Source organism: Streptosporangium sp. NPDC050284 (assembly GCF_044459525.1).
Lineage (GTDB): Bacteria > Actinomycetota > Actinomycetes > Streptosporangiales > Streptosporangiaceae > Streptosporangium.
In genome coordinates, this window is the sequence record NZ_JBITIZ010000017.1 from 80,286 (window position 1) to 94,685 (window position 14,400).

Annotated in this window: 12 protein-coding genes; 9 read left to right on the forward strand and 3 right to left on the reverse strand. The window is 66.8% G+C overall.

Translation table 11 applies throughout. The annotated features are described in order from the left end of the window. Positions 1-93: 93 nt before the first annotated feature. The 3 genes from ACIBH4_RS32415 (at position 94) to ACIBH4_RS32425 (ending at position 3,419) form a co-directional block, all read left to right on the forward strand. Positions 94-1,296 (forward strand): hypothetical protein, encoded by a 1,203-nt coding sequence (locus tag ACIBH4_RS32415; RefSeq protein WP_362517887.1) that lies wholly within the window; start codon positions 94-96, stop codon positions 1,294-1,296. Between the two features lie 7 nt (positions 1,297-1,303). Further along, on the forward strand, positions 1,304-2,323 hold the full coding sequence (locus tag ACIBH4_RS32420) for a glycosyltransferase (RefSeq protein ID WP_362517890.1): 1,020 nt from the start codon (positions 1,304-1,306) through the stop codon (positions 2,321-2,323). Positions 2,324-2,669: 346 nt separating this feature from the next. Further along, complete coding sequence (locus tag ACIBH4_RS32425; RefSeq protein WP_362517893.1) at positions 2,670-3,419, forward strand: phytanoyl-CoA dioxygenase family protein; 750 nt, start codon at positions 2,670-2,672, stop codon at positions 3,417-3,419. 138 nt (positions 3,420-3,557) lie between these two features. Here the strand turns inward: ACIBH4_RS32425 and ACIBH4_RS32430 are convergent, their stop codons facing one another. Together ACIBH4_RS32430 and ACIBH4_RS32435 are read right to left on the reverse strand one after the other, a co-directional pair. Beyond that, entirely contained in the window at positions 3,558-4,553 is a 996-nt protein-coding gene (locus tag ACIBH4_RS32430; RefSeq protein ID WP_362517896.1) for a glycosyltransferase family 2 protein, read from the reverse strand. 12 nt (positions 4,554-4,565) lie between these two features. Beyond that, positions 4,566-5,687, reverse strand: coding sequence for a nucleotide disphospho-sugar-binding domain-containing protein (locus tag ACIBH4_RS32435; RefSeq protein ID WP_362517899.1), 1,122 nt, complete (start codon positions 5,685-5,687; stop codon positions 4,566-4,568). Positions 5,688-5,937: 250 nt separating this feature from the next. On the opposite strand from ACIBH4_RS32435, the gene ACIBH4_RS32440 reads away from it, so the two are divergent. The 6 genes from ACIBH4_RS32440 to ACIBH4_RS32465 all read left to right on the forward strand — a co-directional run bounded on the left by ACIBH4_RS32440 (position 5,938) and on the right by ACIBH4_RS32465 (position 13,059). After that, entirely contained in the window at positions 5,938-7,176 is a 1,239-nt protein-coding gene (locus ACIBH4_RS32440) for an acyl-CoA dehydrogenase family protein (protein ID WP_362517902.1), read from the forward strand. Positions 7,177-7,189: 13 nt separating this feature from the next. Beyond that, positions 7,190-8,311 carry a DegT/DnrJ/EryC1/StrS family aminotransferase gene (locus ACIBH4_RS32445; RefSeq protein ID WP_362517905.1) on the forward strand — a complete coding sequence of 374 codons (1,122 nt, stop codon included), beginning with the start codon at positions 7,190-7,192 and terminating at the stop codon, positions 8,309-8,311. Between the two features lie 349 nt (positions 8,312-8,660). Beyond that, positions 8,661-10,169, forward strand: coding sequence for an NAD(P)/FAD-dependent oxidoreductase (locus ACIBH4_RS32450; RefSeq protein WP_362517908.1), 1,509 nt, complete (start codon positions 8,661-8,663; stop codon positions 10,167-10,169). Then, the gene (locus ACIBH4_RS32455; RefSeq protein WP_362517911.1) at positions 10,166-10,915 is read left to right on the forward strand and encodes an FkbM family methyltransferase; all 750 of its coding nucleotides are present in this window, start codon (positions 10,166-10,168) and stop codon (positions 10,913-10,915) included. The genes ACIBH4_RS32450 and ACIBH4_RS32455 overlap by 4 nt, the downstream gene beginning before the upstream one ends. After that, positions 10,899-11,840 carry a phytanoyl-CoA dioxygenase family protein gene (locus ACIBH4_RS32460; protein WP_362517914.1) on the forward strand — a complete coding sequence of 314 codons (942 nt, stop codon included), beginning with the start codon at positions 10,899-10,901 and terminating at the stop codon, positions 11,838-11,840. The genes ACIBH4_RS32455 and ACIBH4_RS32460 overlap by 17 nt, the downstream gene beginning before the upstream one ends. A gap of 16 nt (positions 11,841-11,856) precedes the next feature. Further along, positions 11,857-13,059, forward strand: a complete 1,203-nt coding sequence (locus tag ACIBH4_RS32465; RefSeq protein ID WP_362517917.1) for a twitch domain-containing radical SAM protein — start codon at positions 11,857-11,859, stop codon at positions 13,057-13,059. 140 nt (positions 13,060-13,199) lie between these two features. On the opposite strand, the gene ACIBH4_RS32470 is transcribed toward ACIBH4_RS32465, so the two are convergent. Beyond that, the gene (locus ACIBH4_RS32470; RefSeq protein WP_362517920.1) at positions 13,200-13,952 is read right to left on the reverse strand and encodes a TylF/MycF family methyltransferase; all 753 of its coding nucleotides are present in this window, start codon (positions 13,950-13,952) and stop codon (positions 13,200-13,202) included. Between the last annotated feature and the right edge of the window lie 448 nt (positions 13,953-14,400).

The following is a 14,400-nucleotide window of genomic DNA, read 5'->3' on the forward strand; positions in this document are numbered from 1 at the left end:
CACCGGGATCTTCTCCTTGATCGTCATACCCCGCGTCGAGGAAGCCGAGCCCTGGGCGTTCCCGATGAGTCGATCGCAAACCCGGAGGTGCGCATGCCGATCCACGCCCGACCACAGATCCCGCTCATCCAACGCCTGCTCTCCTTGGCGGACGCCCCCGACGCCGCCGCCCGGCTCGCGGCCGAGGATCCGGAGTCGGTCGTGGCCGCGACCATCGGCGAAGTGTCCGGCCGCGCGGGCCTGTACCCCGGGCCCGGGTCACCGGTGATCGTCCAGTTCGAAGTGGACGTCCCGGGCTCGGGACGGATTCCGTACCTGCTGACCGTCGGTCCCGGCGGTCAGCAGGCGCGCCCTGGCCGGGTCGACGACCCGTGGGTGTGTCTCAGGTACGACCTGCCGGCGCTGGTCCGTGACGTGTTCGGGCCGAGTGACCCGCGCGCCGGAGCCGACCGCGAGGTGGTGATGAAAGACGAGCCCGGGCCGGCCGAGTACAAGCCCGACGATCCGTGGATGGTTCAGCGTGACGAGGCGACCCGAGCGGCGTATCAGGTCCTGCAGGCGTGCGGCCCGTACCGCGGGGACCTGACTGCTCTGGCCGTGCGCTTCGGCTCGGACAAGTGGGGCGGGCACTGGTACACCTCACACTATGAGCGGCATCTGGGCAGATACCGCGATCAGCGGATGACCGTGCTGGAGATCGGCATCGGCGGCTATCACGACCCCGGCGCAGGAGGCACCTCCCTGCGCATGTGGAAGCACTACTTTCACCGAAGCATGGTGTACGGGCTCGATGTGTACGACAAGTCGCTGTTGGACGAGCCGCGAATCATCACGATCCGCGGGGATCAGGCCGACTCGGCGTTCCTCACCGACCTCGCGGCGCGGTACGGCCCGTTTGACATCGTGGTCGATGACGGCAGTCATGTCAGCAGCCACGTCATCACCGCGTTCAACGCGCTCTTCCCGCACGTAGGTCCCGGCGGCATGTATGTGATCGAGGACCTGCACACTTCGTATTGGCCCGAATGGGGAGGAAACGGCGTCGACCTGGCCGATCCCGCCACGTCGGTCGGTTTCCTGAAGACGCTTGTCGACGGTTTGCACCATCGCGATCGTCTTCATGAAGGCCCCTACGAGCCGTCCTACACGGACCGAGGCGTGACCGGGATCCATCTGTACCACAACCTCGCGTTCATCGAGAAAGGCCGCAACACCGAACAGGCGAATGCCGGGTGGCGACCGCGGCATGACCCGATGCGCGACCTGCCCGCGCCGTACCGGAGTATGGGGAAGTGAGAAGCTGATGCGCGTCGTACTGGTAACCATGGCGCTACGGCTGCCGACCGATCCAAGCCAGTGGATCACCGTTCCGCCGCAGGGCTACGCGGGAATCCACTGGATCGTGGCCAACCACATGGACGGCCTGCTGGAGCTCGGCCACGAGGTGTTCCTGCTCGGCGCGCCGGGCACCACGCCCGCCTCACCGGCGGTCACCGTGGTGGACGCCGGCGAGATCGAAGACATGTACGCCTGGCTGAACGGCCCGGAGGCGTCGACCGTGGATGTCGTGCACGACTTCTCCTGCGGGCAGATCGACCCTGACCGGCTCCCGGCGGGAATGGCATACCTCTCCACCCATCACCTCACCGGCCGGCCGACGTATCCGCGCAACTGCGTGTACGCCTCGTACGCCCAGCGCGCCCAGGCCGGAAACGACATCGCGCCGGTGGTACGCATCTCGGTCAATCAGGCGCGCTACCAGTTCCGGGCCGACAAGGACGACTACCTCCTCTACCTGGGGCGCATCTCGGAGTGGAAAGGCGCTTACGAGGCCGCCGCGTTCGCATCCGCCGCCGGGCGCCGTCTGGTCATGGCCGGACCGTCCTGGGAGGAGCAGTATCTGCGGCGGATCGAGCGCGACTTCGGGGACACCGTCGATTTCGTCGGCGAGGTGGGGGGTGAGCGACGGCTGGAACTGCTTTCCCGCGCGGCCGCGATCATGGTGCTGTCCCAGAGCACGATGGGCCCCTGGGGTGTGGTGTGGTGTGAGCCCGGGTCGACCGTGGTGTCCGAGGCCGCCACGTGCGGCACCCCGGTCATCGGTACTTCCAACGGCTGCCTGGCCGAGATCGTGCCGTCGGTCGGGGTCGTCGTCTCTGAAGGCTCGTCGTTCACACCCGCGCAGGCTCGTGCCTCGTTGGCCGGTCTGCCCGAGCCGAGCTCCGTCCGGGCCGCAGCGCTGCGGCAGTGGGATCACGTCGTCGTCGCCAAGCAGTTCGCGACGATCTACCACGAGGTGCTCGCGGGTCACACCTGGTCCTGACCGCCCCCGTGTCCGCCACCTGGGCGGTGCGAACGGCACGTCGAGCGGCGGCGCCCGGCTGCACGGCGGCCCGATCGGGCAGGCGCGCGGCCGGCGAGGGCTCATCCGGGTCGCGGGAATCCGCGAATCCGAGAATCCGAGAATCAAGGTCACGCCAATCCATGATCCGTTACCCGGAAGGACTCATTGCGGCAAGTGCGGCACAGCGACCATGTGAAATTCGACTCTCACGCGGTTTGTCGTGAAATTATAGGCAATCCCCTAATTTACACCCCGGTCTAGTGCTCACGGTGAACCGGTCCGCGTATCCTGTGCATCGGGAGACGTCCTTAGGAGAGGAGACGACTTGAGCGGGGCGAGCACCATCGACCGTCGTACTCTGGAGGAGTTCCGCCGTAATGGATTCGCGATCTTACCCCAGGTGGCGAACGAGTCCGAAGTGGCGTGGTTACGGGAAGTGTACGATCGCTTGTTCGTCCAGCGCGGAATTCCGGGCGCGGAGAACTACTACGACATCGCAGGCCAGGCCGACCGCGAAGAGTCGCCATTGCTGCCACAGATAGTCCGGCCAGAGAAATACGTTCCAGAATTGCTGGAAAGCGCGCATTTCGCACGGTGCCGGGCTATCGCGTCGGCCTTTCTGGCCATCCCCGAGAACGAGTTGGAATTCTACGGACACGCCATTTTGAAACCGCCCCGGTACGGTGCCCCGACACCCTGGCACCAGGACGAGGCGTACATGGACCCGCGGTGGAGCCGTCGTGGGCTGAGTATCTGGACGACGTTGGACGATGCCACGGTCGAAAGCGGCTGCCTGCACTACCTGCCCGGCGGCCACCTCGGTCCGGTGCTCCCCCACCACCACATCGACAACGACGACCGTATCCGCGGTCTGATGACCGACGAGGTGGACCCGGCTGCCGGGGTCGCATGTCCGCTGGCGCCCGGCGGCGCGGTGATGCACGACTTCCGGACCCCGCACTACGCCGGACCGAACCAGACCGGCCAACCACGGCGCGCGTACGTACTGGTGTTCATGAGTGCCCCGGTCGAGGTCACCGACCCGGAACATCGGCCCTGGATGACGTGGGCGTGACCGGCATGCCGGTCACGCCCCCGGGGCGTACGCCTCACGCCCGGCCCCTCGGCATCACGGTGAGGTGACCCGCCACGGTCTGGCCGAACCCGGCGTGCCGATGGAGGTCTCCGGCGACGAGGACGCGGGCCCACGTCATCAGGCCACCCCACGCCCCGTGCGCAGCACCCGGTGGCTGCGCCGACGCTCCACGATCGTCGGTGCGTGGCCCGCCAGCCACTTGAGCGCCGCCACGGTCTCGCGCGCGCCGGTCGCCGCGTCGACCCTGCCGACCACACTCTTGCCGAACAAGTCCGCCACCAGCCAACGGGTGGCCAACCGGGCCGCCTTGACCGGACTCCAGTCGACGTCGGTGAGCAGGTAGTAGTAGCGATTACGTCGCATGTGCACCCGGGTATAGGCGCTACGAGTGGTGGCACCGCCGCCACCGTAGTGCTGGATGCCCTCGTCGAGCAGCAGAGCCACCCGCCAGCCCGCCCACCTGGCACGCCGGCAGAGGTCCACCTCCTCGTAGTACGTGTGAAAGACCTCGTCGAGTATGCCGATCTCGCGTAACATCGCCGCCCGCGCGAACAACGCCGCCCCCTGGATATAGGCGTGCTCAAGGGTCCGCGGCGCCCGCCCCTCGAAGCTGCTCGCCGGAGACGGGTGATCCAGCCGGTCACCCGCGAACGCGTGCTGCTCCCCCAGCCACAGCGCGATGTTCGTCCAGGCGTTGAACTCGACCAGTTCGTCCGACTCGGCGTCATAGCAGTACTGCAGCGGCCCGATGATGCCGTACTCCGGCCATCGCTCGGCGAATTCGACCATCGTACGAATCAGCCGTGGCGGGGTCCAGGTGTCCGGGTTGACGAGGAAGACGTAGTCGGCGCCGTCGGCGAGCGCCGTCCGGATGCCCACGTTGTTGGCCCCGGTGAACCCGAGGTTGGCGGGATTGCGGGTGATCTTCACCTGCGGGAACTCCCGCGCGACCATATCGACGCTGCCGTCGGCGGAGGCGTTGTCGACGAAGTGGACGTCCAGGTCGAAGCCTTCGGTGTCGCTGTCGAGCAGCGACGCGAAGCAGCGGCGCAGCCATTTGATCTCGTTGGTGCCAACCGTGATCGTCGCAACACGCCTGCGTCCCGATGTCATCGGCCCGCCTCTCTACTTCAGCACGTCGAGGACGTCGGTGGGCAGGGGCATCGCGGCGATCTCATCGGCGAGGTCACGGGCCCCGGTGGCGTAGACCGGGTCGGTCAGCAGATCTCCGGCCGCCCGCGTTACGGCGTCCGGGGTGTCCTCCCCGGGCGGCAGCGTGATCGCGACGCCCCTGGTGGCCAGCGAGCGAGCCCAGTCGATCAACCGGCTCTCCTGCGGGATGATCAGCTGCGGGACACCGGCGTGCATCGCCGTCAGCGCGGTCATCGTGCCGGAGTGGTGCACGATCAGGTCGCAGGTGGGCAGCACCACGTCCAGCGGCATCCAGCCCGCGTTGGCGACACCGCGCTCGCCGCGCAGCAGGACACCCACCTCGTCGGGGGCTGCGACGACCAGTTCGACATCGAGCTCCGCGAGCGAGGCCACCAGGTTGCGCAGCAGGCCGGTGCCGTGTGTGGGCGTGGCCAGGCTGCCCGCGGTCATCAACACCCGGCGGCGCTCGCCCGGGGCGAGCATCCACGGTTCGAGCGGGCGTTGCTCGTTGACGGGCGTCCACCGCATGGGCTGCACCGGTGCGCCCTCGGGCCGGATGCTCTCCGGGAATATGTCGATGGCCAGGTCGAAGTCCGGAACGCGGTCCAGGCCAAGCGCGCACAACTCGGGCTGTAGCTCGTCGTCGACGCCGGGGTGGGTGCCCTCCCGATCCGCCGGTGTCCCGGTGAGCAGGTGGCGCACACAGGGCAGGTCGAAGTGGGCGGCGAGGACGGGCCCTGCGTAGGCGTGCGGCCCGCAGACGAGGACGTCCGGCCGCCAGGAGGTGATCAGGGTCCGCAACCGGTCGAGGCTCGCGGCGGCCAGCCTGCCGAACATCCGGCCGACGAAGATCGACAGCTCGGCGCCGTCGCTGGGAATTCGTAGCGGATCGCCCACGCGATCCGTCGTCATCAGCTGCGTCAACGACAAAGGGCTCGTCATCATGGCGGGCACGCCGACACTCGCCGCCGCGGCGACGGCCTCCTCCGTGGAGGCGAGAATGACGTCGTGACCGCTTGCCCGTGCGGCGATCGCCAGGGGAGCAAGACCAAATACGTTTGATTTCGCCGGCCCCGGGATAAACAGCATCTTCATGAGACCTCCACTCGAAGTCGAGACAATGTAGCGGCGCCGACGGCGTGCACACCATACCCATCGACTAAAGTCCGGTCAGTTCGAGTGATTCGACTAGACTTGGTCGCCGACTCTCGTTTGACGCCTTACCGGTAACTCTTGTTCATATATCTTGGCTTTGCATATCGAAAGAGCGGGGATGTGGTCACGGACTCGCGCCGGCCGTCGGGAGCCGAAAATGAAACGGGCGATATCAAGCGACACTGCGTATTTGAGTACGTCAGATCTCCGGACACCGATCTCACCTGAGGGCGAGATGATGGTGGACCTGCTGACCGGTTTCACCAGCGGAATCCGGGCAGAGGCTCGCGCGAACGACCAGAACGGCGTTTTCCCGGTGGACACGTTTCGCGGGTTCGCCAAGGTCGGCCTGATGGGCGCGGCCGTGCCCGCCGAACTGGGCGGTCTCGGCGTCAACCGACTGTACGACCTGGCGGTGGGATTGCGCGTCCTGGCCGAGGCCGACGCCTCGACGGCCCTGGCCCTGCACGTCCAGCTGAGCCGCGCGCTGACGTTGACCTACGAGTGGCGCCACGGCGCCCCTGCCGCCTCCGCGTTGGCCGAACGGTTGCTGCGGGCCATGGCCACCGGCGAGGCGGCCGTCTGCACCGGGCTGAAGGACGCCCCTGGCGTGGTGACCACGCTCACCAGGGACGCCTCGGGTGGCTGGCGGCTGTCCGGCCGCAAGACACTGGTCAGCATGGCACCGATCGGCACACACTTCTTCGTGCACGCGCTGCGGCGCGACGGCGATGTGCCAAGACTTGCCGTCCCCCTCCTGAGCCGGGACACCCGCGGGCTGACCGTACGGCCGGACTGGGACGGTCTCGGCATGCGGGCCTCCGGCACGCTGGACGTCGATTTCGACAACTGTCCGGTACCGGAGGCCGACATCCTCGACCGGGGTCCGGTGGGATCACGCCGGGACGCGGTGCTGGCCGGGCAGACCATCAGTTCGATCACCATGCTGGGTATCTACGCGGGAATCGCCCAGGCGGCCAGGGACATCGCGGTCGAGCATTGCGCCAAGCGCGGCCCGGACGTCTCCTCGGGCGTGCGTTCCACCATCGCCGAGTCCGATGCCCGGCTGTACGCGCTGCGCACGGCGACCGCCGCCGCACTGCTCAACGCCGACCTGCTCAACGACAAGTACACGATGGACCTCGACGAGCGGGGACGACGGATGATGACGCCGTTCCAATGGGCGAAGATGACGGTCAACGACCTGACCTTGCGCGTCGTCACCGACAGCATGTCGATGGTCGGCGGTCAGGCGTACTCGGCCGGCCACCCACTGGCACGCCTCTACCGCGACGTACGGGCAGGCGGGTTCATGCAGCCCTACAGCTACGCCGACGGCGTCGACTATCTCAGCGGTCAAGCACTGCGCCTCGATCGAGACAACGACTACATGAGTGTCCGGGCAGTCCGCTCCCAGACTCAGTCCTAGGAGAGGCAGAGACATGGCAATTCGGGTGTGGGACTACCTAGCGGAGTATCACCAGGAGCGGGCCGACCTGCTCGACGCGGTTGAGAAGGTCTTCCGGTCCGGCAACCTCATACTCGGCGAGAGTGTCGACGGGTTCGAAAACGAGTTCGCCGCCTACCACGGCATGCCCCACTGCATCGGGGTGGACAACGGCACCAACGCGATCAAGCTGGCCCTGCAGGCGATGGGCGTCGGACCGGGCGACGAGGTGATCACCGTGTCCAACACGGCGGCACCGACGGTGCTGGCCATCGACGCCGTCGGCGCCAGGGCCGTCTTCGTCGACGTTCATGAGCAGGACTGCCTCATGAACGTGGACCGGGTGGCCGAGGTGATCACTCCGCGGACCAAGGCGGTGTTGCCCGTACACCTCTACGGCCAGTGCGTGGACATGACGTCCTTGACGCGGCTCGCGGCCGACCACGGCCTGCTCATACTCGAGGACTGCGCCCAGGCGCACGGTGCCCGGCAGCACGGCAGGACGGCGGGCACCATGGGCGACGCCGCGGCGTTCTCCTTCTATCCCACCAAGGTGCTGGGCGCCTACGGGGACGGCGGTGCGGTGGTCACCGCCGACGAGGCCCTCGACAGCAGCCTTCGGCGGTTGCGCTACTACGGCATGGAGAAGGTCTACTACGTCGTCAAGACACCCGGCCACAACTGCCGCCTCGACGCGGTGCAGGCAGAGATCCTGCGGCGTAAGCTCACCCGGCTGGACGCCTACATCGAGGCCAGGCGCGCGGTGGCCCGCCGCTACGCCGAGGGGCTCGGCGACATCCTCGACTCCACCGGCCTGATCCTGCCGTCGGTGACCGCCGGGAACGAGCATGTCTACTATCTCTACGTCGTGCGTCACCCGCAGCGCGACACCATCATCGAACGGCTCAGGGCCTACGACATCACCCTGACCATCAGCTACCCCTGGCCGGTGCACACGATGACCGGGTTCACGCAGCTTCGCTACGCCGACGGCTCGCTCCCGGTCACCGAACGACTGGCCGGAGAGGTCTTCTCCCTGCCCATGTACCCGTCGATGCCGCAGGACCTCCAAGACAAGGTGATCGGCGCGCTCCGCGAGGTCCTGGAAACCCTTTAGCGGTTCGGCTTCGAGCCGGTCGGCCGCAGGTCGTCGGTCCCGGTTTCCCGGAACGCCGGTTTGAAATTCACCCCTGCGGACCTGACTTTTCGACAGGCCGGCAACCGCCTCTTCGGTCACCGCCGTACCGTTGTTCCATTCCCCCAACGAGCCCTGGGCGTACCCGCGGCCCATCGGCATTCCTCACTCGTTTATTCCGGCACGACAGCGATCACGACAGAAAATCGCCCGGTGTGCGAACGCTCCACTAAAGCTCCCACTAGACATTCCCCCGAATTGTTGAACGCCATTTTCCGCCCGCCGTAGGGTGTGGTTCGGTAAATTATCCCGCCTCTCGATGAGGAGATTCATGGTCACCAAGGTCTTGGTCATCGGTGGCGGTCCGGCCGGGTCGACCGCGGCGGCACTGCTCGCACGTGCGGGCCTGTCCGTGACGCTGCTGGAGAAGGAAAACTTTCCTCGCTACCACATCGGCGAGTCCATCGCGTCGTCGTGCCGGACAATCGTCGATTTCGTCGGCGCGCTGGACGAGGTCGACGCCCGCGGCTACACCGAGAAGAACGGTGTGTTGCTGCGGTGGGGCAGGGAGGACTGGGCCATCGACTGGGCCGAGATCTTCGGCCCCGGCGTGCGGTCCTGGCAGGTCGACCGCGACGACTTCGACCACGTACTGCTGACCAACGCCGCCAAACAGGGCGCCCGGGTCATTGAGGGCGCCGAGGTGAAGCGCGTGGTCTTCGAGGGCGACCGCGCCGTGGCTGCGGAGTGGTCCGAGTCGCACACCGGTGAGCCGCGCACCACCCGTTTCGACTTCGTCGTCGACGCCTCCGGCCGGACCGGTCTGATTCCCGCCCGGCATTTCAAGCACCGGCGGGCGAACGAGACGTTCAAGAACGTCGCCATCTGGGGCTACTGGCAGGGAGGATCTCTGCTTCCCAGCTCGCCGAAGGGCGGGATCAACGTCATCTCGGCCCCGGACGGCTGGTACTGGGTGATCCCGCTGCGCGACAACCGCTACAGCGTCGGATTCGTCTGCCACCAGACGCGGTTCCTTGAGCGCCGTTCGGGGCACGCGTCCCTGGAAGCGATGCTGGCCTCGCTGGTCGAGGAGTCTCCGTCGGTGCGCGGTCTGCTCGCGAACGGGACCTACCAGCCGGGCGTCCGGGTCGAGCAGGACTTCTCCTACGTCGCCGACAGTTTCTGCGGCCCGGGTTACTTCGCCGCGGGCGACAGCGCGTGCTTCCTGGACCCGCTGCTGTCCACCGGCGTACACCTGGCGCTCTACAGCGGCATGCTCTCCGCGGCGGCCATTCTGGCCACCGTCAACGGCGACGTCGACGAGGAGCAGGCCCGCGCGTTCTACGAGACGCTCTACCGCAACGCCTTCGAGCGCCTGTTCACACTGGTCGCGGCCGTCTACCAGCAGCAGGCGGGCAAGGACAACTACTTCGCCCTGGCCGACAGGCTTGTCGGCGACCACGCCGAGACCGACTACGAAAAGGTGGACGGCTCCAGGGCCTTCGCCCAGCTGATCGCCGGGCTCGCCGACATGGGCGACGCCGTGGCCGGCCGCGCTCCCGAGCCGCAGATGCCCGACGGCGACGCGGACAACTCCGTCGACCGCCTGTTCGTCGCCGCCGAGCAGGCCCGCAGGATGGCCGAGACGCACACCCCCAAGTCCCCGGTCAGCGAGGCGCTCAACAGGCTCGACGGACATGAGCTGTTCGACCCGGACACCGGCCTGTACCTGATGACCAGCCCCCGGCTCGGCATCGGACGAAGCCGGCCGGCGGAACCCGTGACCCGGACCTCGCCCCCACCGCCGTCCCAGGCCCACGGCGAGGAACCCTCGACGTGAGCGGGCAGCGGGTGATCGACCCCCTCGATCGCAACGACGAGTACGACCGGCTCACCATCCAGATCATCGAACAGGTCTGCACCACGACCGCCGGGTGCGTCGACCTCGGCGCGGGCGTCGGCGAGATCACCCAGCACCTGGTGCGGGTGGCGCCCGAGGGCAGGCACTTCGCGATCGAACCGCTGCCCGCCTTCGCCGACGAGTTGGCGGCCAGGTTGCCTTCAGTCGCGGTGATCAGGGCCGCCGCCGCCGACACCACGGGCTCACAGAGCTTCGTGCACGTGGTGTCCAACCCGGGCTACAGCGGCCTGCGCAGACGCCCCTACGACCGGCCGGCGGAGACCCTGCGCGAGATCACCGTCGACACCGTGCGCCTGGACGACGTCATCCCACCCGATGTGCGCATCGACCTGGTCAAGCTCGACGTCGAGGGAGGCGAGGTGCTGGCTCTGCGAGGTGCGCGCCGCTCACTGCGTCGCGACAAGCCGGTGATCGTTTTCGAACACGGCGGCGACCATGTGATGCGCGAGTACGGCACCACAACGGACGATCTCTGGTCGTTGCTGGTCGACGGGCTGGGGTACCGGGTGTTCACCCTGCCGGCCTGGCTGGCCGGGCAGCCCGCGATGGATCGCGCGTCATTCGCGAGGGCGTTGGAGCGGGACTGGTATTTCGTGGCGGACTGCGCTGGTCCGAATTCACCACCGCCGAACGGAAGGGGTTCAGGTCATGAATCCTGTCACTAAGGTACGCACCGACAGCAGGGTTCCCGAATGCGACATCCGGCGGACCGGACTGTTGCCCGAGCACGTCACCGCCTTCCGCCGGCAGGGAGTGCTCGCCGTTCGCGGGCTGCTCACGCAGGAGGAACTCGCCGACGTACAGCAGGCCGGGAAGACGCTGATCGATCGGGCATGGTCGACGCGGTCCATGGACGACACCGTCTGGACCCTGGAGCCGCACCTGCCGGACGCCGCGCCGGTACGGATCGAATACGTGGTGGACAAGGCCCGTCCGATCGCCATGCTGGCCGGTCACCCGTTGCTGCTACAAATCATGGAACAGCTCGTCGGGCCCAACCTCATCCCGACCTGGGACAGCATGGTCTTCAAAACCCCGGCCGGGGCTCCCCGGCTCGCCTGGCATCGCGACGCCGGGTTGTACGCCGACGCGGTCGGCGTCACCGGAGCGGGTCGCGTCATCGACGCCGGGATCTATCTCGATCCCGCCCCCGAGGACAACTGCGTCTGGTGCATCCCGGAATCCAACTACTGGGACGACGAGCGGATCAGGACCACCGCGGATCGGCTCAACGCCAGCGAGTGGGACACCACCGGTGCGGTACCCGCCGTGATGCGGCCGGGGGATGTGCTGCTGCACAACATCCTCACCCTGCACGGCGCCCCCGCCGTGGTCGGCAAGCAACGCCGCGTCGTCTACTTCGAGTTCCGGCCCGCCGAGGTGGAGTGGCAACTGGGCCCGCACACCGAGGACTACGTCGGCCTCAAGCAACAGGTCCTGCGTTCCTGCGTTCGGATGCGTGCGGCCGAATCGCGATTCCGCGACGAGGAACCGTTCGACTACCGCCCCGCCCACTCCTTACGGCACTGGGCGCGCAAGCCGGAGCTCGCCACATTCCGGGTTCCGCATGAAGAGTACTGGCGATGGTGAGCCGAGGGGCGTTTCCATGAGTACTGAAGTCAACGGTGACGGCGGCGCCACGGACAAGACCTTGTGCGTCCTGCCGTGGATTCATCTCTGCGCCTCCATCGACGGCGTCTACGGCCGGTGCTGCGTCGACAACGCGATGTACCACAACGAGTTGTACGACCAGCAGGAGGAGCCCGTCTTCCAGCTGAACGACGACGCGATCGGCTGTTCGCCTGGTTCGCGATACGCCGAGGACAACCCGGATCGGGTGATGGGACTCCAGGAGGCGTTCAACAGCCCCAACATGAAACGGACCCGGCTGGCGATGCTGAGCGGCCAGCGCGTCGACGCATGCAAATACTGCTATTTCCGGGAAGACCACGGCGCCCAGTCCTATCGGCAGAACATCAACCAGCGATTCGAACATGAGCTCGACACTCTCGCTGCCCGCACCGCCCAGGACGGCACCGTCGAGGACTTTCCGTATTTCCTCGACATCAGGTTCGGCAACACCTGCAACCTGCGGTGCGTCATGTGCACCTATCCGGTGAGCTCGGCGTGGGGCGCCAAGCAGCGGCCATCATGGTCCTCCGCGGTGATCGACCCCTACCGCGCCGACGAGGAACTGTGGCGGACCCTGCGGGCGAACGCACACCTGATTCGGCGACTGTACTTCGCGGGCGGCGAGCCGTTCATGCAGCCGGGTCATTACGCGTTGCTCGAACTCCTCGTGGAAACCGGGAACGCGGGCAATGTCGACGTGGCCTACAACTCCAACCTCACGGTGTCCCCCGACAACGCGATCAGCCTCTTCCCGCACTTCAAGAGCGTCGGCATCGGTGCCTCCTGCGACGGCGTGGGCGAGGTGTTCGAGCGGATCAGGACCGGCGGGAAGTGGCAGGTGTTCGTGGACAACGTGCACAGGCTCAAGACCCAGGTGGACGTCTGGCTCCAGGTGTCGCCGCAGCGGGACAACCTGTGGGACCTGCGAAACCTGCTCGAGTTCGCTCGCGCGGAGGGACTGGACATCGACCTGGCCAACGTCGTGCAGTGGCCGCGGGAACTGTCGGTCACCAGCCTCACCGACGAGGAGAAGGCGCGTGCCACCGGGGAGCTCACCGAGCTGATCGCCTGGTGCGCCGAGCTGAGCTGGGACAAGCCGGCCGCCCACCTCGGCGCCCTGCGTTCGTTCATGAATTCGCTGGATCCGACGAACCTGGTCGACGAAGGAGCGTCATGACCGGGTAACGGGGTCCGCCGGGCAGGCGCCTACGGCATCAGGAAGCCGATGGAGTGCGGCACCCGATTCGGCGGGCGCCCCTTGGGCATTGACCGCCCTTTCCAGGAAAGCGGTGTCGCGCTACATCGGCGGCCATGTCATCAGCCGGTACGTCGCCACCCGATCGACGTCCAGTCGATGTGCTCGATCGTGTCGGTGATCTTGTTGGTCTCCCGGAACTCCCTGATGGCCGCCCGGCAACCGGGCAGGACGTGGTCGTCCACGATGACGAAGCCACCGACCGAAAGCTTGGGATACAGGTTGACCAGCGCGTCCATTGTGGACTCGTACAGGTCTCCATCCAGGCGCAGCACGGCGAGGGAGCGCACCGGCGCGGTCGGCAGACTGTCCCTGAACCAGCCCTCCAGGAAGACGACTTGATCGTCCAGCAGGTCGTACCGCTCGAAGTTCTGCCGCACCTGCTCGATGGACACGCCCAGCACCGAGTTCTCGTTGTGCAGCCCGAGTTCCACGTCAAGCGGGTGGCTGGAGCGGTCGGTGTGCGGGATGCCCTGGAAGGAGTCGGCCACCCATACGCGCCGGTCGGTGATGTTGTTCGCGCGGAGGAAGGAACGCATGAAGATGCACACACCGCCACGCCACACTCCGGTTTCGATGAAATCGCCCGGCACCTCGTCTTCGATGACCTGTCGCATGCAGCGCTCGAGGTGGTCGAGCCGAATCCTGCCGACCATGGTGTGCGCGACCGAGGGCCAGTCCTTGCCTTTTTCCCGCAGCGAATCCTTGTAGCCATCGGCCTGCTGCTGCCCTATGGGAAGCGGCGCGTCCTGGTAGATGGTGTTCGTCAGCGTCTTCTTCATCAGGTCGAGATAAAGTTCGGCGCCTGTGTTCATGGTTTCCTCGCACTGTAGATTTCCGAAATTCCATGGCACTATCGGGTCTCCGCTTACCGGGAAGCGTGTCCGTCCCCACTCCACCGCGGCCCCCGCGAGGACTCGGTTCCCCCGTGGTTCGCCCTTTTTCGACAACGGCGAGACCGCGGTAGAAGCGAATGGCTTTGAACTCGGCGCCCCCTGGCCCGGCGGTCGCCCTCGGCGAGAATCTCTTCGTGGCCGGTACCGTCCAGCGGCTTCTTCGAGAAGCCCGTCTCGTCCACCGCGATGGCGGCGACCTGCCCCAACTCGATGCCTGCGATGCCGGCGTCGAGGCCGCTCCCGAGCAAGACGCCATGCAGGATCCGCACATACGCATGGTAGCGATGCGAATCTCAAGGAATCCCTAGATAATTCGCGAAATCCGCGAGATAGCGCGGATCCGCCGGCGTCACCGGATTGCCACCAG